General features: G+C 63.3%; 13 protein-coding genes. 5 read left to right on the top strand and 8 right to left on the bottom strand.

Annotated features, from left to right (window positions below; all coding sequences use genetic code 11):
• Positions 1-14 precede the first annotated feature (14 nt).
• Genes BR24_RS11900 through BR24_RS11890 form a run of 3 tightly spaced genes read left to right on the top strand, consistent with a single transcriptional unit; the run spans position 15 to position 5551 of the window.
• Positions 15-1640: an FmdE family protein gene (locus BR24_RS11900; RefSeq protein ID WP_496541698.1), complete on the top strand. Its 1626-nt coding sequence runs from the start codon at positions 15-17 to the stop codon at positions 1638-1640.
• Positions 1641-1649: 9 nt separating this feature from the next.
• Complete coding sequence (moaA, locus tag BR24_RS11895; RefSeq protein ID WP_496541697.1) at positions 1650-2642, top strand: GTP 3',8-cyclase MoaA; 993 nt, start codon at positions 1650-1652, stop codon at positions 2640-2642.
• 50 nt (positions 2643-2692) lie between these two features.
• Positions 2693-5551, top strand: a complete 2859-nt coding sequence (locus BR24_RS11890; RefSeq protein ID WP_496541696.1) for a bifunctional diguanylate cyclase/phosphodiesterase — start codon at positions 2693-2695, stop codon at positions 5549-5551.
• Between the two features lies 1 nt (position 5552).
• On the opposite strand, the gene BR24_RS11885 is transcribed toward BR24_RS11890, so the two are convergent.
• The 4 genes from BR24_RS11885 to BR24_RS11870 all read right to left on the bottom strand — a co-directional run bounded on the left by BR24_RS11885 (position 5553) and on the right by BR24_RS11870 (position 11266).
• Positions 5553-6854: a nucleotide sugar dehydrogenase gene (locus tag BR24_RS11885; RefSeq protein WP_496541695.1), complete on the bottom strand. Its 1302-nt coding sequence runs from the start codon at positions 6852-6854 to the stop codon at positions 5553-5555.
• Between the two features lie 55 nt (positions 6855-6909).
• The gene (locus tag BR24_RS11880) at positions 6910-8463 is read right to left on the bottom strand and encodes a glycosyltransferase (RefSeq protein WP_496541694.1); all 1554 of its coding nucleotides are present in this window, start codon (positions 8461-8463) and stop codon (positions 6910-6912) included.
• Positions 8464-8466: 3 nt separating this feature from the next.
• Entirely contained in the window at positions 8467-10161 is a 1695-nt protein-coding gene (locus BR24_RS11875) for a PilZ domain-containing protein (protein WP_496541693.1), read from the bottom strand.
• 94 nt (positions 10162-10255) lie between these two features.
• Positions 10256-11266, bottom strand: a complete 1011-nt coding sequence (locus BR24_RS11870; RefSeq protein WP_496541692.1) for a nucleoside hydrolase — start codon at positions 11264-11266, stop codon at positions 10256-10258.
• A 78-nt stretch (positions 11267-11344) separates the two neighbouring features.
• Here BR24_RS11870 and mnmM point away from each other — a divergent pair, with 78 nt between their 5' ends.
• Positions 11345-11917, top strand: a complete 573-nt coding sequence (gene mnmM / locus BR24_RS11865; protein WP_496541691.1) for a tRNA 5-(aminomethyl)-2-thiouridylate-methyltransferase MnmM — start codon at positions 11345-11347, stop codon at positions 11915-11917.
• A gap of 42 nt (positions 11918-11959) precedes the next feature.
• Here mnmM and BR24_RS11860 read toward each other — a convergent pair whose 3' ends face one another.
• Positions 11960-13162, bottom strand: a complete 1203-nt coding sequence (locus BR24_RS11860) for a right-handed parallel beta-helix repeat-containing protein (RefSeq protein WP_496541690.1) — start codon at positions 13160-13162, stop codon at positions 11960-11962.
• A gap of 241 nt (positions 13163-13403) precedes the next feature.
• On the opposite strand from BR24_RS11860, the gene BR24_RS11855 reads away from it, so the two are divergent.
• Positions 13404-15443: a methyl-accepting chemotaxis protein gene (locus BR24_RS11855; protein ID WP_496541689.1), complete on the top strand. Its 2040-nt coding sequence runs from the start codon at positions 13404-13406 to the stop codon at positions 15441-15443.
• Here the strand turns inward: BR24_RS11855 and BR24_RS11850 are convergent.
• From BR24_RS11850 to groL, 3 genes are all read right to left on the bottom strand, one after another.
• Positions 15440-15988, bottom strand: coding sequence for a hypothetical protein (locus tag BR24_RS11850; protein WP_496541688.1), 549 nt, complete (start codon positions 15986-15988; stop codon positions 15440-15442). The genes BR24_RS11855 and BR24_RS11850 overlap by 4 nt on opposite strands.
• Positions 15989-15991: 3 nt before the next feature.
• Positions 15992-18610 carry a PAS domain S-box protein gene (locus BR24_RS11845; protein WP_496541687.1) on the bottom strand — a complete coding sequence of 873 codons (2619 nt, stop codon included), beginning with the start codon at positions 18608-18610 and terminating at the stop codon, positions 15992-15994.
• Between the two features lie 109 nt (positions 18611-18719).
• Positions 18720-20309 carry a chaperonin GroEL gene (groL, locus tag BR24_RS11840; RefSeq protein WP_496541686.1) on the bottom strand — a complete coding sequence of 530 codons (1590 nt, stop codon included), beginning with the start codon at positions 20307-20309 and terminating at the stop codon, positions 18720-18722.
• Between the last annotated feature and the right edge of the window lie 3 nt (positions 20310-20312).

Here is a 20312-nt window from a genome sequence, read left to right as displayed (position 1 = left end):
GGACTGACGATCGAATGAACATCGGCGATTACACTTTCGAGGAATTCAAGGAAAAGGCGCGCCAGTTTCACGGCTATCCCGCGCCGGGGCTGCTGATCGGCGGCTACATGGTGGAGCTAGCCAAATCCCACATGCCCGAAGGCACGCTCTTCGAGGTCATCGTGGAATCCCACAAGTGCCTGCCGGACGCAGTGCAGCTGCTGACCCTGTGCAGCACCGGCAACAGCTGGATGCGTGTGGTCAACCTCGGCCGATACGCGCTCTCCATGTTCGACAAATACACCGGCGAAGGCGTTCGCGTGTACATCGACACCGAAAAGATCGAAGAGTGGCCGGAAATCGCCGACTGGTTCCTGAAGCGGACCGCCAAGGCGGATCAGGACACGGACCTGCTCTTTGCCAAGATCAAGGAAGCGGGCCCCGCCTACACTTCGGTGGAAAGGATCGTCATCCCCGAGCACAAGCTCGGCCACAAGCACATGCGCTCCATCGGCCTCTGTCCGGCCTGCGGCGAGGCTTACCCTCTCAACGACGGCGCCATCTGCCGTGGCTGTCAGGGCGAGGCCCCCTACGTGACCACGGACCAGCGCTCCGCGCCGCTTCTCTCCCCGGACCTCGAAGCCGTGGAAGTGGAGGAAGCGGTCGGGAAATCCGCCCTGCACGACATGACCCGGATCGTCCCCGGCGAGACAAAGGGGCCGGAGTTCAAGGCGGGGCAGGAGATCACCGCGGGCGACGTGTGTCGCCTTCAGCGCATGGGCCGGTCCCGCGTGTTCACGGACGACGTGGACCCGGGCGAAGAGTGGATTCATGAGAATGCCGCGGTCAAGGCGTTTGCGCAGCGCATGGCCGGTGACGGCATCGGGTTCGAGGAGGATCCCTCCGAGGGCAAAATCGACTTCACCGCCACCTGCGACGGCCTGTTCACCGTCGACCGTGACAAGCTCGAGGCGTTCAATCTGGTGCCGGACGTGATGTGCGCCACCAGACAGGGCGAAAGCCTCGTGCAGGGCGGCAAATGCGTGGCCGGGACCCGCGCCATCCCGCTCTACATCTCCCGGGAGAACTACAGCCGGGCCGTCTCAATGCTCGGCGGCGAGCCGCTTCTGGAGGTCAAACCCCTGCGCCGGGCCAGGGTGGGCATCCTCGTCACCGGCACCGAAGTCTTCAAGGGGCTCATCGAGGACAAGTTCGTCCCCATCGTCTCCGGCAAGGTCACCCGACTCGGCAGCGAGGTCATGACCTCGGACATCGTGCCGGACGACCGCAAGGCCATCGCCGCGTCCGTGACCCGCATGATAAGCGAAGGGTGCGACCTCATCGTGACCACTGCGGGGCTCTCCGTGGACCCGGACGACGTGACGCGCCCGGCGCTGCTCGATGCGGGGCTCACCGACTATCTGCACGGAGCACCCATCCTGCCGGGAGCCATGACGCTCACCGGCCGCATCGGATCCGCGCAGGTGCTCGGGGTTCCCGCCTGCGCCCTGTTCTTCAAGACCACCAGCCTGGACCTGCTGCTGCCGAGACTTCTGGCCGGGTTGACCATCACCCGCCGCGACATGGCGCGCATGGCCGAAGGCGGATACTGTCTGAACTGCCGCACCTGCACCTTCCCCAAGTGCCCGTTCGGCAAATAGCGAGGAGCCATGGCCGGTAAACTTCTGGACGCCCACGGCCGAAAGGCCAGCTACATGCGGGTCAGCGTCACCGACCGCTGCAATCTGCTGTGCCGCTACTGCGCCAGCAAGGAGCGCGTGTTCATCCCTCACGAGCGGATTCTGCGGTATGAGGAAATCCTCAGGTGCATGGGCATCGCCCGCGAGCTGGGCATCGAAAAGGTCCGGTTCACCGGGGGCGAGCCGTTTGTCCGCAAGGGCTTCATGGATTTCGTGGAGGAAGCCGGGAGGCGGTTTCCGGACCTGACCCTCGCCGTGACCACCAACGCCACCATCATCGGCAAGCACGTCGACAGGCTGGCGACCTCCGGCCTGTCCCGCGTGAACATCTCCCTGGATACGCTTGATCGGGACCGGTACCGGCACATGACCGGACGTGACCTGTTTCGGACGGTTCGCGACAACATCGACGCCTGCGTGGATGCCGGGATGACCGTAAAAGTCAACGCGGTGGGCGTTCGCGGCTTCAATGACGACGAACTGCCCGCCTTTATGGAGCTGGCCCGGACGCGGCCGGTGGACGTCCGCTTCATCGAGTTCATGCCCATCGGGCAGGACACGGGATGGAGCGAAGGGTCGGTGTGGACGGCCGCCGACATCGTCCGCGAGGCGGGGTCGCTCGAGAAGCTGGTTCCCGTTGCCGGGCGCCATCGCGGCCCAGCGACCATGTATGCGTTGGCCCGGGGCAAGGGCCGCGTAGGCGTCATCTCTCCGTACAGCAATCACTTTTGCGGCACCTGCAACCGGCTGCGCTTGACCTCTGAAGGAGACCTGCGTACCTGCCTCTTCTCCGACAGGGTTTTCCATTTGCGAAAAATCCTCAGGCATCCTAGGCTTGAAGACGAGCACGTGATCCGGGTCGTCCGGGCCGCGCTCAAGAGCAAGCCCATCGGGCACGATCTGCTTGCCGCCAAGCGCGAAGGAGGGGTCTGCTCAACGAAGATGGCTGCCATCGGCGGCTGACACGGGCTTTCGGGGGGTGACGGCCCCGGAACACAACCAATGGTTGAGGCATGGCATTTATCACTCGCACGCTGCGTACGGTCAGAATCCGCACGCGGCTCGTTCTCGGCTTTACGATACTGCTGACCGCGGCGCTGCTCGCCACCGCCTTTGCGGTCAACACGCTCGTCAGCCGCGTCATCACGAAGGACATCGACGAAGAGCTCCGGAACGCCAACCGGACGCTCGTTTCCATGATGGAAGCCGCCGTGGATGTCTCGGTGCGCAACCACTTGCGGGCCGTGGCCGAAAACAACCGCCAGATACTCAAGGGGCTGCACCAGCGGCAGCTCGACGGTGAAATAACCGAAGAAGAAGCCCGCAAGCGGGCCCGCGACATCCTGTTGAGCCAACACATCGGCCAGACGGGCTACATCTACTGTCTCGACAGCAGCGGACGCACAGTGGTCCACCCCCATGAAGGCGTGGAGGAGACGGATACCAGCAAATTCGGGTTCGTGCGGTATTTGACCGAGGTGCGGCGCGGGTACACCGAATACGACTGGCGAAATCCGGACGATCCCGTGCCCATGCAGAAGGCGGTTTACGCGGAATACTTTGCGCCGTGGGACTGGATCATCGCGGCCAGCGCCTACAGGCATGAATTTTCCGACCTCATCACCATAGACGATTTCCGAGACACCTTCGAGTCCCTGCGTTTCGGGGAGAGTGGGTATGCGTTTGTCGTGGATCGCCACGGCGACGTACTGCTGCATCCAAACGGTCTCAAGACGGTAGCCGGGCTGGTGGACGAGCGCGGAAAGGACATCGGGTCGACCATCATCAACGAGCGCAACGGCATCATTCATTACTGGTGGAAGGACACGCCCGATGCCGAGCCTCGCAAGAAGTTCGCCATGTTCAAGCACATGCCGGAAATGGGCTGGATCGTGGCCTCCTCCGGTTATATGGATGAAGTGTACGCGCCGCTCGACGACGTGCGGACACTGTCCTACGGCATCTGCGCCGTGACGCTTCTGCTGGTGCTCACTCTGTCGCTGGCCATGGCCGGCTCCATCACCGATCCTCTCGACGAACTGACCGAAGCCGTGGAAGAGGCCGAGAACGGCAACTATTCCGTTCGCAGCAGGGACGACCACCCTGACGAGATAGGCAGGCTGGCCCGGAGCTACAACCGCTTCATGGAGGCCCTTGTCCTGTCCGTTTCAAAGCTCGAAGCGGAGACGGAGTACCGCAAGTTCGAGGCGTTCCAGCGCCATCTTTTCGAAGAGGTCTTCGAGAACGCCCTTGAAGGCATCTGCATCACGGACCGCGACGGCTCCATCATCGCCGTCAACCCTGCATTCACCACCATCACCGGTTATGGCGAGGAGGAAGTGCTCGGCAAGAACCCCAGCGTCCTCAAGTCGGACCGGCACAAGCCGGAGTTCTACGTCGAGATGTGGAAAAAGATTGTCGAGCAGGGGCACTGGGCCGGGGAGATCTGGAACCGCCGCAAGAGCGGGGAGGTATACCCGGAGCTGCTGAGCATCAGCGCCATCACCGACAGCGAGGGCGAGGTGCGCCACTATGTTTCCGTGTTCCACGACATGACGGACATCAAGCGCAAGGAAGAGCAGCTCTACATGCAGGCGTACCACGACGCCCTGACCGGTCTGCCGAATCGCGAACTGCTGCTGGACCGTCTGGTCATGGCCATGCGCCATGCCCGCCGGGAGGGGACCGGGGTCGGGCTGCTGTTCATCGATCTGGATAATTTCAAGAACATCAACGATTCGCTGGGCCATTCGGTGGGCGACATCCTGCTTCAGCAGGCCGGAGACCGCGCCAGACACTTCGGAAATCCCGACGACACGGTGGCCCGTTACGGCGGGGACGAGTTCGTCTTGCTGGTCAATGACGTGAACGAGCGCGACCTGGTCCGGCTGGCGCAGACTCTTCTGGAGGAGTTCCAGAAGCCGTTCCACATGAACGGACACGAGGTTTTCGTCACCACGTCCGTGGGCATGTCACTCTTCCCGGAGGATGCCGAGGACCCCGAGACACTGGTCAGGAATGCGGAAATGGCCATGTATCAGGCCAAAGAGTCCGGCAAGGACAATTACAGCCTCTTCGCCAAGGAAATGGACGACCGCATCGCCCGCCGTCTCGAACTGGAGAGCAAGCTGCGCAATGCGCTCAGAAAGCGCGAATTCGTGGTCTATTATCAGCCCAAGGTGGCCATGAGTTCGGGAAGAGTGGTCGGCGCCGAAGCCTTGGTGCGCTGGGCGCTGCCCGACGGAACCATGGTCAGCCCCGGCGAGTTCATCCCGCTGGCCGAGGAGACGGGCATGATCGTTCAACTGGGCGAGCAGGTGCTGGAAACCGTCTGCACGGACATGGCCGAGCGAAATTTCCCGGAAGGCTTCCGGGTATCCGTGAACCTCTCGGCCAACCAGTTCCGGCAGGAGGACCTGCTGGGCAGCCTTAGGTCCATAGTGGAGTCCGCGAGTGTCTCTCCGGGCCGGATCGAGTTCGAGGTCACCGAGTCCGTGCTCATGCACGATATCGACGAGAACGCCCGCATCCTGCAGCGACTGGTGGACATGGGCTTCTCCGTGTCCATTGACGATTTCGGCACCGGGCACTCTTCACTGTTCTATCTGAAGAAGCTGCCCATCAGCACGCTCAAAATAGACCGCTCGTTCGTCCGCGAGCTGGGCAGCAATCCCAGCGACGCGCTCATAGTCCAGACCATTCTTCTCATGGCGGGAAGTCTGAACCTCTCCGTGGTGGCGGAGGGCGTGGAGGAGCAGCAGCAGGCGGACCTGCTGATGCGCTACGGGTGCAACACGGCGCAAGGGTTCCTGTACGCCAAGCCGGTTCCTTTCCGCGAATTTCTGGCCCTGATGAAGATCAGGAACTCCTGACCTACCAGTAGAGCCCGATTACTTCCGGCCCCTTCGGACACCTCCCTGTTCCGTCCAGGTCGTAGAGGCGCTGCCCTTCGCGCCATGGCATACCGTGCAGATCGAGTGAGGCGAAGTGGCGGCCAAGTACGACCGCGTCGCTTTCCTGTACCATTGCCTGAGGGTCCGTGGTGAGCATCTCTTCGTAATGGGGCGTCGTTTCCCGCAGGTAGCAGAGGTTCAGGGCGCACAGGTGTTCCGGGTCCAGTGCGGGGTCATAGGCGAGCACCTTCACGCCCTTGCCGCGCAGTCGTTCAGCCAGCTTCAGCAGCGCCGAATCCCGCAGGTCGTCCGTGTTGGCCTTGAAGGCAAGGCCGAACAGCCCGACGCTCTTGGGCGACTCCGAAAGGATCCGCTCCGCAAGCTGGTCCACTTGCCGCTCGTTGGACTTTCCAACGTGGGCGAGCATCGGTACGTCCACATACTCGCGACGGCAATATGCGGTGAGCGCGCCGAGGTCCTTGCCGAGGCAGCTTCCGCCGTACGCGAAGCCGGGCCTGAGGTATTTGTCGGAAATGTTGAGCTTGGTGTCCTCGCAGAACATGCGCATGACCTCGCGGGAATCGACACCCATTTCAGCTCCGGCCAGCCCGATCTCATTGGCAAAGGTGACCTTGAGCGCATGAAAACAGTTGTCGGCGTATTTGAGCATGGCCGCCTCGAGAGGGCCGCAGTGCAGCAGCTGCGCGTCGATGCCGGGATACAGGTCCTGACACGGCCCCCACGCCTCTTCATCGCTGGTGCCGAAGACTATTTTGGGCGGAGCGAAAAAGTCGGCCACGGCCGTGCCCTCGCGCAGGAACTCCGGGTGGACGGTATAGGCCAGCGGCTGCCTGTCGCCCAGCAGGTCGCGAGCCTGTTCCATGATCTCGCGGTGGAACACCGGAAGCGCGGTGGAGCGCACCAGTATGGGTACGACGCGCCCCTGATCCAGCCGCGCCCGCATGATGTCCAGCACCACTGCGCGAAGGGTGGATGCGTCGAGCGATCCGCCGCGCCCCGAGGGCGTGCCCACGCAGACGAAAACACAGTCGGACTCTCCAACGCCGGCGGCAAGGTCCGTGTGCGCCGTGATGCGTCCCTGGGCGGCGTGGGTGGTGACCATATCGTTCAGTCGTGGCTCCGTTACCGGGACCGCCCCGGCCATGAGCGCTTCGGTGCGTGAACTGTCCACATCCATCCCGACGATCCGGTGGCCCAGTTCCGCCATGCAACCCACGGTGGTGCTTCCGACGTAGCCGAGTCCGACAACTCCGATTCTCATGAATCCTCCAGTGAAAAATGATATTTGTAAGTTTTTGTAATTTTTTCTTTTTGATTCACATTCCAAGAGTAAGTCTGATGAAATCCAGAGACGGCGGGTGCAGGATGCCGATGTATACCAGCACCGCGAAGAAGAGGCACATGACGTAAACCAGCGTCAGATAGGATGCGAACAGGTGCTTCAGCCGCCATTTGAGGGTCTCGTCAAAGTTGAGATGCTGGTCCTTCCTGTTGGCCCAGCGTTGCATGGGCAGCCGGAAGAGGATGTAGATTTTCACGGCGGCCGCCACCAGCTGGTTGGCGTACAGGATGAACGGGAAGGACATATCGACCCGTTTTGCGTAATAGAACAGGAACATGCTCAGGATAAGGCGCGTGGAGAGTACCCACAGGATGTACGAAGAAAAGAAGATCGGCGAGATGGCGAAGCCTGCGGAGAGCATGGCGAGCGGGCCGCAAAGGCTGGTCCACATGGCGATTCGCTGGTCAACGATGCACCACCATATGAACGGCCCAACGCGCTTCGGGCCCAGCGCGATGGCTCTGGAGCCGTTCCTGAGCATGTTGCCCGACCAGCGCAGGAGGTTTTGAATGGCGCGGTCCTTCGGGTCGCCTTCCACCACGTCGATGGTCCAGACGAGCGCATCCGGGATGTAGAGCATCCGCGAACCTTCCTTGAGCAGGGCATACCACGTGCTCTTGTCGTCGCCGGAGAGAAAGCGGAACCGCCCCCACAGCCAATGAGAGAGCTGATCCTTCTCGATCATCTCCACGAACTCCGGCCGCAGAACGCGGGACGCTCTGAAGACGCTCATGCGCCCCGTCAGGGTCAGCACCTTGCCGGCCAAAGCGTGCGACTGCATGGCGAGGTGGCGTTGAGCGAAACGCAGGTCGAGCCAGCGTTGCATCCACTTGGGGCCGCGCACGACCCCCATTTCGTCCGTGGTGAGCGCGTGCATCCCCTTGTCGAGATGAAAGTGGGGCAGACAGCGGCGGAGGCAGCCCGGCGCGAGGATGGAGTCCCCGTCCATGAAGACCACGGGCGTGTCCCCGCCGAGGCCGTGTCGCGAGATGGCGCGCAGGGCCAGCCCGATGGCCACCCGCTTGCCCGGCTGGTTTTGTCGCACGAAGATGACTTCGATGCCGTCGTCTGGCGCGTACCGCTCCATGATGGAAGTGATGAGCCGCTCGTCGCTGTGGTGTCCCGTCCCCACAAAGAGTTTGGTCGGAACGCCGATATCACGCGCCTCCTGAACAATGCCGAGGATGACTTTTTCCGTGATGTCGCGCTTTTCGTGGAAGGTGGTCATCATGAAGATGAGGCCGTCGGGCCGCCAGCCGCTTCCCCAGAGCTCTTCGGCGCGCTGGCGCAGCTTGGGGTAGTAGGTCTTGGCGTAGATCACTGATCGTACGAAGTGCGTGAACCACCAGAGATAGCGCCACGTGCCAAGCACACCGAGAATGATGATGACCCGGCCCGAGTCGCTGTCCCAGATGTTGTTGGCGATGTTCTGAAAGCCGATGAGCAGCAGGCCGACGAATACATACAGCTTGAAATACTGGGCGGGGCTCATGCGCCGCCGTTCGAAGTGGCCTGCCGGTCCGGACATGCGCTACTGCTCCAGACGCCTGCCGCGCAGAGGGTCGGGCTTGGGGTCGACCGGCGCGTTGTAGATATGCTTTCGGGTCTTGTCTGCGTCTTCAAGCTCAATGGTCCGCTCGTTCTCGATGCCGAGCATGGTGAAGACCCCGGAGAGCAGGTCCGAGCTGGCGACACGCCTGAAGTTGACGACGGCGGGCAGCCCCGCAGGGACGCTGCGGGGCAGCTCGGGGCGTTGCGGATCATCGAACTCCACGATCGCCACTGCGGAGCGGTCGCGAGTGGAGCGCCACTGAAAACGGCCTTCCATCTCGTTGACGAAACCCGCGGTGCGGTCGATCATCGCCACGCGACCGTCCACTCTCAGGTCCAGCGCAGGGATGAAGACCAGTGCGTTGTCGCCGAGCCTGACGTTTTCCACCTCGCCCTGCGTGAGGTAGGCCGTGATGAACCGGTCCTCGTGTCGCTCGATGATGGCGAGCTGTTCGCCGGTCTCGACCGTGTTGCCCACCGTCTTGAACACCTTGACCACGATGCCGTCGAACGGGGAGCGCAGCACGTACTTCTTGAGCTGGTCGCGCGCCACTTCGAGCCGTTTTTCCTCTATCTCCACGTTCTTGCGCGCCGCGTCCACTCTTGACTGAAGGGACAGAGTCTCGCCTTCCACCTGATTTCCGGAGAAGAACAGGCCCTTTTGCAAGGCCTCGTATGCATCCTTGGCAAGCTGCAGTTCGGCCCGTGCCTCCAGCAGGTCGCGCTGGATGACCGTGACCTGCTGCTGCTCCCGCTCCACCTCCGAGCGGCTGAGTACGCCCTTTTTCAGCAGCTCGCGTTTTCTGTCCAGCTCCGCGCGGGCCAGCCGGAGCTCCTCGGCAAAGGTCTGCACCCTGTCTCTGGCCGCGCGCAGGCGCGAGTCGCCCACCTTGCGATAGATGCCGAGGGTCACATCCTCGGCGGAGAGTCGCTCCCGCAGGTTCTCATAGCGATGCTTTGCGGCCTCCACAGCCACTTCGGCCATGCGCACGGCCTCCATTTGCTTGGTGTTGTAAAGCATGATGATGGGGTCGCCTTTTTTTACGCGACCGTCATCGGGAACGATGATCTTTTCCAGAATCCCGTCCTGTGGTGAGATGAGCGGCTCCACATGGGCGGACACCACGCCGGAATCCACCTGAACCCGGAAGATTGTGGAGTAAAGGGTGATGCCTATATAGACGGTGATGGCGAGGCCGATCGTCAGGTATACCGCCCCGATGAGCACGCGGCTGATGCGGCGTCGGGCGGGGATATGCTCCCCCTTGGGTTCGTCGGAAAGCTCAGTCGGCGTCACCGGGGTGTCGATGCGCCGGATGGCCTCGCCTGCGGTGCCCATCTCGCCTGAGACAAGCCCTTTGCTGAAGTAGGCCAGCACTTCGCGCGTGCGCTCGTCCATATCCACGAATTCCGTGGCAAGCGTCCTGTTTTCAGGGTCGTGCCGGACAACCTTCGCCTTCTGGTCAAAAGTGATGGCGTACCCCTGAAAGTTGACCGAGATGGTGCAGTCGATGACGGTTCCCGTCTCGAACGGGCCGTCGATGCCTTTGATCTTGAAGCCCCCCATGGACCAGTCCGCGGATTTGTATTCCTTCTGACCGATCCCGACGGTGATGGGGACCGTGATGCGGTAGTGCATGCGCTGGCTTGGTGCTTCGTGCTTGATATCGGCCATGGCGAATCCGTTCAGTTTGAGGGTGGAACCGGTATTGTGACTTTATGAAATATTCATGAAGAAAGGAACCTTGCTGAGGAGATTAATAAGTGCTTCAAAACATCGCGATAAGCCGCTGTGTAAGCAGCTTCAGGAACGCCTCTTCGTCAGCTGCGGTGACGCAACGCACCGTGACGTCGCCGGGAGCGTCGCAAAGGAAGCTCGCATCGGGGCGCAGCAGAGTTTTCGTGTGCACGCCCATTTCCTGAAAGACGAAGAGGTCCGGACGGAAGGCCGCGGCCATCGCCAGCGGGTCATGCAGGTGCATGCCGGGGATGCCCCGAATCTTCCGGCTCCAGCGAATCCACGGAAGGCAGGTGGCGTGCAGGAAGCGGCCGAACGGGGAGGTCGCAGGGGCCGCGGCGGGCAGCGAGTTTTCGGCGAGGCAGATGCGCATGGTCACGTTGGCGGGCACAAAGGTCACGGGCGCGCCGGAGCGAACCACGATTTCCGTGGCCTCGGGGTCGTAGAGGGGATTGAAGCGCAGCACGTCGCGCCATGTCTCGGGTGGAATGTCCGGGGTGGAGCTTTCCCACTGTTCGTCGTCCGGCGCGGCGGGCCACGCGCCGCCCATGTGGATGATCTCGCCCAGTTGCGGGACGATTTTCGGCTCCCGTCGCATGGCGGTGGCGATGTTGGTCAGCGACCCGGTGGCGACGACCACGAGCTCTCCGGGGTGCTGCCGGGCAGCGTCGATGATGAGCTCGGCGGCGGAGGTGTCCGGAGGGTACTTGTCCGGGATGGCGATGGAAGGGGCGTCCTCCCATAGCTCGCAGCCGGCTGCCCGCCTTTTTGCGTCAAGGTGCGCGAAGTGAGGCCACCTGTCGCGTTTGAGCGGATTGTCTGGCCCGAGGCCGAGGGGGATGTCCTCCCGCTCGGCCAGCATCAGCATGTGCCGGGTGACGGCGTAGGATTCCCGCGCAAGACAGTTGCCGGCAGACGCGGTGCACGCGGTCAACTGGACTTCGGGGGAAGCGAGGGCGAACGCCAGCGCCAGCGCGTCATCCACATCGGCGGCCGGAATCGAGCAGGCGTTGTCCATATCGAGCAGAACGGGAAGAGGCATTGCAGGCAAATATCATGAAATGATGAATTGCGAAACGGTCGGCTTGCTCGTGCCTCCCGGCTGCGATACAAGCGGCGCATGCGAATCTGCCATACAGTGAGCTTCGTTAAGTCCGTGGTCGGGCAGGTCGTGCAGCCCGGCTGCGTGGCCGTGGACGGCACCGTCGGCAACGGGCACGACACTCTCTATCTCGCCCGTCTCGCCGGACCGCAGGGGGCTGTGCACGGTTTCGACATCCAGCAGACCGCGCTCGATTCCGCCCGCGAAAGGCTCCGCCGGGAAGACGCGCCGGACTGCGTGCGCCTCCACCTGGCCGGGCACGAGACCATGCGCGAAACGCTGCCGCGGGAAACCGTCGGTCGGGTGCGCGCGGTCATGTTCAACTTCGGCTACCTGCCCGGAAGCGACGGCAGCGTCATCACCCGTCCGGAAACGTCCTGTGCGGCGGTGGACGCGGCGCTGTCGGTTCTTGCTCCGGGCGGGCTGGTCACCATGGTGCTCTACACCGGCCATCCCGGCGGCGCCGAAGAGGCCGACGCGCTGGAAACCCATTGCGCGGCTCTGCCAACCGATACGGCGTGGGTCATGCGCTGCGGGCTGGTCAATCATCCCAACGCGCAGACTCGCGTGCTCCTGGTCGAAAAACGGTAGGGAGTCCTTCCCGTAAATATTGAAGTAAGCCTTTTTCGGTGGCTACGGCAGGTCTTCCACCGGTTCCCAGTCTTCACCGGGATCGATGCCGGGCAGGGAGCAGGGCTTGATGTCGAGGAAGCGGTTGCCGCGTCCCTTGTCAACCACCGGGCCGGACTTTCCGAGAACGGAATTGCCGTCGCTGCCGAAGTAGAAGTTACCCCGAAGGGCGTCGAAGCCGGAGGCCTGCGTCCAGCCGAAGGTGTTGCCCGCCGCCCGGAAGTTCTCGAAGGGAGCGGTGTAGACCGCATATCTGCCCATGCCCCTCACGCGGTTGTTCATGAAGAATCCGAAGGAGCCGGTCTGGGCGATGCCCATGGCGTCCTCACCGCCCGCGAGAATCAGGTCGTTGCAGACCGCGACCGCGTTGTTGGCGAACAGCGCCAGCGCGATGGAGCGCTCCCCGCGAACCTCGATACGGTTTCTTGAGACCACTGGAGGCGCACCCGCGCTGGGGGAGGCCCCGGTTGCGGTGTCGAGGAACCAGCCCGCGGCGATGCCGTTTGGGGTGAGCGGGTTGGGATATTCGACGCCTTCGCGGTCCGTGATGATATTGTTGCCCTCGATTTCGAGCACGCCGTCCGGGCCGGTGTAGTTGTCGAAGGCCTCGATACCGTTGCGCGTGGCGTTGCGGACCACGTTTCCCGCGATGCGGATGGCCGCGGCATGGGTCCAGACGCACATGATGCCCCTGCCGAGGGTCCGCGAGGGGTGATCCACGTCCATGTAGAAACGGCTGTCCGTGATGCGCACCTTTCCCGTCACCGCGTCCTTTATCGGCTTGCGCCGCTGTGCGAGGCGGGTCCCCACCACGACCCCGGCGGCGAATTTGGCGCTGCCGCTCTGGAAGCCCTTGAGCCTGATGGTTTCCGGCTTGACCTTTTCCACCACGATGTTGCGCACCGTGAGCGCGCCAACGTGCTCGAAGTGCAGGGGAGTCCCCCGCGCGCCGGTGAAGCGCACGTTCTTGAGGGAGACGATGGGGCCCGGCTTGGACGGCGGGGCGCCCGGGACCGGCAGCGGCGCGTGCAGGCTCCAGCGACCGCCCATGATGGTGGTGTCGGGACGGCCGTCGCTCCCCAGCACGCCGGAGATGCGCGTCTGCTGGCGTATCTTGATGCTGCCGTCCGGGCCGAAGTCAAAGCGGCCCTTGAGGAGTATCTCGCCGCCGGCGTCCACGGCTTTCTGCACGTTCCGGAGGTCCATGGAAGGCTCCCCGGTGCCGGTGACGGTGACGGCGGCGTTCGCGACCCGCGGCAGGCAAAGCGCGAAGGCGCACAGGATAAGGAGCGCAGCAGGCGTTGCGCACCTTCTCCTGTATGTATGGAGATCAATAAATAATGGATTACATATTCTCATGTGTTAGCAATTTACTGACTGGAGCCCTGTTGGTCCAGTCCCGAATTGACGAAATGCCGGTTTCTGCACTTTACGAGGGGGATGAATCATGCGCCTGCGGACCAGAATGACGCTTTTTCAGTTCGTAATGATCGGCCTGACGGTAGCCTGCCTGTGCGCTGTGTTTCTTTACGACATAGAATCCTACGCCGACGAGGAGATGGCCCGGTATCGTTCCGAGGCCATGGAGCGCGAAAGGCTGAGGCTTCGCGAGTTCCTGTCCATGGCTGTGTCCGTGGTGGACGAGTTTCATCAGCAGTCAGAGGACATCGAGCAACTCAAGCAGGAGAAGTCCGAGGATCTGAAGCGGGTCGTGGACGCGGTGTACGGCCAGATTCAGGCGCTCAAGCGTGAGCGGCTGTCGCAGGTGGGGCGCGACGCGTTTCTTGAGGAGATAGGCGAACTGGTGATGGCGGCGCGGTTCGACGGTGACAACTATCTCTGGCTCAACGATCTGGACAGCCGGATGGTGGCCCACGCCGACAGCGGGCTTGTGGGAAAGAGGCTCGCCGGGCTTCAGGATGACCGTGGCAATTACATCATCCGCGACATGACCGAGAAAGCCGTGAGCGAAGGCGAGGGCATGACCACCTACTATTGGCCGCGTCCGGGGGAGAGCGAGCCAAGCCTGAAGATTTCCTATTTCCGCCTGCTGCCCGACCTCGGGCTGGTGCTCGGCACCGGCGCGTGGGTGGAGGACATCACCGGCGAAATGAAGCAGGCCGCGCTTGATCAGGTGGCCGAGATGCGGCTGGAGAGCGGAGACTATTTCTTCATTCTCGACGACAAGGGGACCACCCTCATGCATCCTGCCAATCCGGACCTCGTGGGCAAGAGCCTCATGAGCCTCAAGGACAGGCAGGGCAAGAGTTTCATGCGCGAGATGGTGGAGCAGGCCAACGCGGAGGGCGGCGGCTTCACCCGTTACATGTGGACGCGTCCGGGGCGGCAGGGCGATTTTCCCAAGCTGACCTATGCCCGCAAGTTCGATCAGTGGGGCTGGATCATCGGCATGGGCGTCTACGTGGACGAAATCGACGCGACCATAGCGAGCAGGCGTGCTGCGCTCAATGACACGGTGATGGGCATGATGCTTTCCGTTCTGGTGGTCGCGGCGGCGATTCTGCTGGCGGCGACCTTCGCCTCGGTCCTTTTCTCCAAGCGGGTCACGGACGCCATCGGCGGCGAACCGGAGGAGATCGCCGGACTGGCCGGACAGGTCAGCGAAGGCGACCTGACCGCGGCCGACGACGAGACGCAGGAGCGTAGCCTCGGCATCCGCCGGGCCATGGGCGGCATGGCGCACAACCTCAAGCGCATTGTCGGGCAGGTACAGGACTCCACCAGCAACGTGGCCGCCGGAAGTCAGGAACTGGCCGCCTCCTCGGAAACGCTCTCGCAGGGGGTGACCGAGCAGGCCGCGTCCGTGCAGGAGGTCTCTTCATCCATCATGCAGATGGCCGGGAGCATCCGCGAGAACGCGGACAACGCCAGGCAGACCGACGAGATCGCGACAAAGGCCTCGGAGGACACCAGAAAGGGCAGCGAGGCGGTCCAGCGCAGCGTCGACGTCATGCGCGAGATCGGCGAGAAGATCACTTCCATCGAGGAGATTGCGCGACAGACGAACCTGCTTGCGCTCAACGCGGCCATCGAGGCGGCCCGTGCCGGAGAGACGGGCAAGGGTTTCGCGGTGGTGGCTGCCGAGGTCCGCAAGCTGGCGGAGCGCAGCGGCGGAATCGCCGGAGAGGTCAGCGATCTAGCCGTGGCAAGCGAGGAAACCTCCAAGGAGGTCCACGACCTTTTCGAGCGCATCGTGCCCCAGATTCGTGAAACCGCGGAGCTTGTCAGCCGCATTTCCAAGGCCTGCGAGGATCAGAGCTACGGCGCCCAGCAGGTGGAAACTGCCATGTCGCAGCTCGACAGCGTGATTCAGCAGAACGCGGCCTCGGCGGACGCCATGGCCAGCACCGCGGAAGAGTTCTCGGCTCAGGCGGAAGAGCTTCGCGCCGTGCTCGGATTCTTCAAGACCGATGACGAGGCCGAGGTGCAGCGGGCCGCGCTGGAATCAGGAAGAGGCGGAGCCTAGAACCCCCGGCGCCGTTCGAGGTCGTGCCGCTGCTCGCGGTCACCCTCCATGCGGCGGTCGTGCTGGTCCTGACGGTTCCACGCTGCGGCCACCGCTTCGCAGGCCTCCTGTGGCGAAGCGCCGCTGCGAAGGTTTCGGACCTGCTCCTTGAGGGCGTTGCCGATGATCCCCTGAACAGGGTCGGCGGGGTACGCTTCCCAGTGCGCGGCGGCGGCCTCGGCGTCGCCCAGCTTGGCATGGGCGGACCCGGCGTGCAGGCGCGCCTCCGAGGCGTAGCGGCCCGACTCAATGACCGGTCCCAGCCACTCGAGCCCCTCCTCGTTCCTACCGCTTCTGACGCAGGAAATCCCGGCCTTGAGCCGGTCCCGCAGTACAGGGGCGCTCCCCTGATCTTGCGCCTGACGGTAGAGGTCGGAGGCTTTGCGGTAGCTCTCCCGCGCTTTTTCGTAGTTCCCGTTGCGTTCGGCGCGTCTGGCGCGGTCAAAGGCGCCGGCGGCGCGACGGACCAGCGGGGTCAGGTTCTTGAGAAAATCGAGCAGTCCCACGGCTCAGTCCCTGACGTCCGAGTCGCTGCAGACGCGGTTGCGGCCGTCGTCCTTGGCCTTGTAGAGTCGTTCGTCGGCGCGGTCCAGCGCGGACTCGAGCGAATCGCCCTCGCGTACCTGCGTGACGCCGATGCTCACGGTAAATTCTATGGTGCCGTCCGGAGTCTCCACCGGGGTCGCGGCCAGCTTTTCCCGGATGCGCTCCGCCACTTCGGTGGCCCTTTCTCTGGTCGTCTCCGCCAGACAGAAGGCGAACTCCTCGCCGCCGTATCGGCCGAAGGTGTCGTTGGCGCGCACGGCTTCCTGACAGACACGGGTCAATGCCTTGAGCACCTCGTCACCCGCCTGATGCCCGTAGGTGTCGTTGACCTTCTTGAAATGATCGATGTCCAGCATCATGAAAACCACTGGGCTTCCGTAGCGTTTGAAGCGCTCCAGCTCCTCGGCGGCGCGCTCCATGAACTTGAGGCGGTTGTTGGCGCCGGTGAGCATGTCCGTGGTGGCCATTTTTCGCAGGCGCAGCTCCAGCTCCTTGCTGTGGTCGATGTCCTCGATCACCGCGATGGCCGCGGGGGAGCCGTCCTCATCGCTTTCGAGACGCGAGACCGTCACGTTGGCCCAGACGAGCGAACCGTCCTTGCGCCTGAAGCGCATTTCCCGGCTGACGGAGTCCTCGCCCTTGCGCAGCCCATCCAGCAGGGTCCTGACGGCTTCCTCGTCTTCGGATGAAGAAATCCGGAGCAGCGGGCGTCCGAGCAGTTCCACCTCGGAGACGCCGAGAAACTCGCAAAGGCGGGGGTTGACGCGAATGAACTCGTCGTGCCGGTTGAGCATGCAGATGCCCACCCCCGCGTGGTTGAACGTGGCCCGGAACCGCTCCTCGCTCTGCCGCAGTATCTCTTCGGCGCGCTTGCGCTGCGTCACATCCCTGCTGACTCCCGCAATGCCGAGGACCGTACCGCCGTACTCGGTCACCGGGACTCGCAGGGTCTCGTAAATCACGGGTCTGCCGTTCTCGTCCAGATTCGGTTCCTCGTGGACGGTATTCTGAAAGCTCTCCAGCACGACCGTGTCCCGACGTTCCTGCTCCTCGGCGTGCTCTTCGTCGAACAGGCTCTCGGATTTGCGGCCGATGACGTCGCCGGGCTTCTTGCCCAGTCGGTCCGCGAACGCCTTGTTGCAGCCGATGTACGTTCCCTCGGTGTCTTTGAAGAAGATGAGGTCAGGCAGGGCGTTGATCACGGTGTGCAGCATGGCCCGCTGTCGCAGGGACTCGCGCTCCGAGCGGCGCTGTTCGGTGATATCCTCGAAGAGCCAGATGGAGTCGTCCCGGCGCGGTTCTTCGGGGTTGATGGCGTGCCCCACGAAGCGGCACCAGAGCTTGCGCCCGTCCTTGTGCAGGAAGCGGTAGACCGCATCGAAGCGGTCACCGTGGGCAATGGTCCGATAGGCCTGTCTGCCCAGCTCGCGATAGGCCTGATCCGATTCGAAAAGCGTTCGCGTGGGGGCGCCGGAAAGCTCCCGGACGCTGTAGCCGGTAATGTCCGCCATCCGCGCGTTGACCCACTCGAAGTGGCGGTCCCTGACCAGCGCGATGCCCACGATGCTGTTGTCGAGTATGAGCGACTGCAGCCAGTTGGTCTCGCGCAGCTCGTTTTCAATCTGCCGGCGCTCGGTAATGTCCCGCAGGGCGCCGCGATAGGACAGCGGGCTCCCGTCGTCGGCGCGCTCGACGCGCAGTTGTCCGTAAAGGTCCCTGTGGCTGCCGTTCGGAAGGACAACGGGCAGCTCGAAGTCGTAGGCGTCCTTTGACATGGACAGGGCTTCATCGAGCATTTCGCGAAAGCGAGGCATGAAATCATCGGGGATGCGGGCTTCGAGGCCCTTGATGCTGGGGGAAATCTCGCCGGGAGCGTAGCCCAGCAGCCGGTACAGTTCGTCCGACCACCAGCCCGCGCCCGTGGTGAGGTCGCGCTCGAAGCTCCCCACGTGCGCGATGCGCTGGGCCTCCTTCAGCCGGGCCTCGCTGGCCGTCAGCTCTTTTGTCCGCGCCTCGATGCGCTGCTCCAGATCGCGTCCCGACTCCCGGAGCTTCTCCTCGGCCTCGCGCCGGAGCAGATTCTCCCGTCCCAGCCGGGCGATGATGGACACGGAGCTGCTGAAGGTCTCGGCAAGCGCTTCGGCGCGCTCCTTGGGGATGACCGGTATCTCGCGGACTCTGGCCAGAAAGGCCTCTTCCTCCAGCGCGAATTCCCTCCTGAGGTTGGCAAGCTGCGCTTCGCGTGGTTCGTCGAGAAAGAGCTGGCCGATGGAGAAAACGCCCATGATCCGCCCAGCCACGAGGACCGGGATCAGGATGTCGGTCATGCCGTTGGGGCAGGTGTGCATGGCGTACGGGTTGTCCGCGAGGGAGGAGAGCGTCTTTTCGAGACGTTCGGCGCATCCTTCGGCGCACTGGGGCGTTCCGCGCTGTTTGGGGCACAGCGCGGTGCGGCGGACTCCCTGCGTCACTTCCGACAGTTGGGGGTGGTAGGTGCAGGCGACGCCGAAGGCCTTGCGGAAGGATTCCAGAAGGTCGTCGATCATTTCCTGCGGGAGAAGTTTGTAGAGCTGCTCTGCCATGGTTATGCTACTCCGCGCAAACCCTAGCATACGGATTGGGCCGCGAAAAGACGTAAAAAAGGCCGGACGCGAACGCCCGGCCTTGAATAATCGACTCTGGAAGAGCTGACTACTCTTCGTCTTCCGCCGGGGCTTCGGAGATGGTGCACTCGGTGGTGAGCATCATGCCGGAGATGGAGGAAGCCTTTTCGAGGGCGATGCGCACGACCTTGCGCGGGTCGATGACGCCGGCCTTGATCAGGTCGCAGTACTCGCCGGTGCGGGCGTTGTAGCCTTCGGCACCCTTCATGCCCTTGACCTTCTCGGCCACCACTGCGCCTTCGATGCCGCAGTTCTCGGCGATCTGGCGGATGGGGGCCATGCAGGCGGTGCGGATGATCTCGATGCCGCTGAGTTCGTCCTCGTTGGCGGCCTTGAGCTCGTCGAGCACCACGGAGGCCTTGAGCAGCGCGGTGCCGCCGCCGGGCAGGATGCCTTCCTCCACGGCCGCGCGGGTGGCGTGCAGGGCGTCTTCCACGCGGTCGCGGCGTTCCTTCATTTCCACTTCGGTGTTGGCGCCGACGCGGATGATGGCGATGCCGCCCACCAGCTTGGCGAGGCGCTCCTGCAGCTTTTCACGGTCGTAGTCGGAGGACGCGGCGTTGATCTGTCCTTCGATCTCGCGGCAGCGCAGGTCGATGAGTTCCTGGCTTCCGCCGCCGTCGACCACGGTGGTGCTGTTCTTGTCCACGGTGATCTTCTTGGCGGTGCCGAACTGGTTCATGGGGAAGTTCTCGAAGTCCACGCCGGTGTCGTCGGACACCACCTGACCGCCGGTGAGGATGGCCAGATCGCGCAGCATTTCCTTGCGGCGGTCGCCGAAGCCCGGAGCGCGCACGGCGCAGACCTTGAGGTTGCCGCGCATGGCGTTGACGGCCAGGGCGGACAGGGCTTCCTGCTCGTAGTCGTCCGCGATGATCATCAGCGGGCGCTCGGTCTTGAGCACGGACTCGAGCAGCTTCACGATCTGCTGCAGGTTGCTGATCTTCTTCTCGGAAATGAGGATGAGGGGCTCTTCGAGCTCGCAGACCTGCTTTTCCTGATCGTTGACGAAATAGGGGGAGGACCAGCCCTTGTCGAACTGCATGCCCTCGACGATCTTCAGCTCGGTCTCGGTGGACTTGGACTCGTCGATGGTGATGACGCCCTCGTGCCCGATCTTGTCAACGGCCTTGGCGAGGATGTCGCCCACGGAGGTGTCGTTGTTGGCGGAGATGGTGGCGATCTGGGCGACTTCGTCGTTGTCCTTGATCTTGGTGGCCTGCTTGCCGAGCTCTGCGATCACGGCTTCCACGGCCTTGTCCATGCCGCGCTTGATGCCCATGGGGGAACGTCCGGCCGCAAGCAGCTTGACGCCCTCGGTGAAGATGTTCTGGGCCAGCACGGTGGCGGTGGTGGTGCCGTCGCCGGCGATCTCGTTGGTCTGGGAGGCGACCTTCTTGACCATCTGGGCGCCCATGTCCTCAAGTTTGTCGTCGAGATCGATCTTTTCGGCGACGGTGACGCCGTCCTTGGTGACCTGCGGCGCGCCCCAGGTCTTCTCGATGATCACGTTGCGGCCCTTGGGGCCGAGAGTGACCTTGACGGCATCGGCGAGGTGATCCACGCCCGCCTTGAGTTTGAGACGTGCTTCTTCCTTGAAATCCAGGGATTTTGCCATTGG

It is taken from the genome of Pseudodesulfovibrio halophilus DSM 5663 (assembly GCF_059568665.1).
Note: the sequence above shows the minus strand (reverse complement) of the source record. Positions and strands in the feature narration are given on the sequence as shown.

Excerpts from the sequence above, each read along its gene's own strand:
- BR24_RS11890 (WP_496541696.1), top strand. The coding sequence starts at position 2,693 with ATGGCATTTATCACTCGCACGCTGCGTACGGTCAGAATCCGCACGCGG.
- BR24_RS11880 (WP_496541694.1), bottom strand. The coding sequence starts at position 8,463 with ATGTCCGGACCGGCAGGCCACTTCGAACGGCGGCGCATGAGCCCCGCC.
- groL (WP_496541686.1), bottom strand. The coding sequence starts at position 20,309 with ATGGCAAAATCCCTGGATTTCAAGGAAGAAGCACGTCTCAAACTCAAG.
- BR24_RS11885 (WP_496541695.1), bottom strand. The coding sequence starts at position 6,854 with ATGAGAATCGGAGTTGTCGGACTCGGCTACGTCGGAAGCACCACCGTG.
- BR24_RS11845 (WP_496541687.1), bottom strand. The coding sequence starts at position 18,610 with ATGGCAGAGCAGCTCTACAAACTTCTCCCGCAGGAAATGATCGACGAC.
- BR24_RS11855 (WP_496541689.1), top strand. The coding sequence starts at position 13,404 with ATGCGCCTGCGGACCAGAATGACGCTTTTTCAGTTCGTAATGATCGGC.
- mnmM (WP_496541691.1), top strand. The coding sequence starts at position 11,345 with ATGCGAATCTGCCATACAGTGAGCTTCGTTAAGTCCGTGGTCGGGCAG.
- moaA (WP_496541697.1), top strand. The coding sequence starts at position 1,650 with ATGGCCGGTAAACTTCTGGACGCCCACGGCCGAAAGGCCAGCTACATG.
- BR24_RS11870 (WP_496541692.1), bottom strand. The coding sequence starts at position 11,266 with ATGCCTCTTCCCGTTCTGCTCGATATGGACAACGCCTGCTCGATTCCG.
- BR24_RS11860 (WP_496541690.1), bottom strand. The coding sequence starts at position 13,162 with ATGGACCTCCGGAACGTGCAGAAAGCCGTGGACGCCGGCGGCGAGATA.
- BR24_RS11900 (WP_496541698.1), top strand. The coding sequence starts at position 15 with ATGAACATCGGCGATTACACTTTCGAGGAATTCAAGGAAAAGGCGCGC.
- BR24_RS11875 (WP_496541693.1), bottom strand. The coding sequence starts at position 10,161 with ATGGCCGATATCAAGCACGAAGCACCAAGCCAGCGCATGCACTACCGC.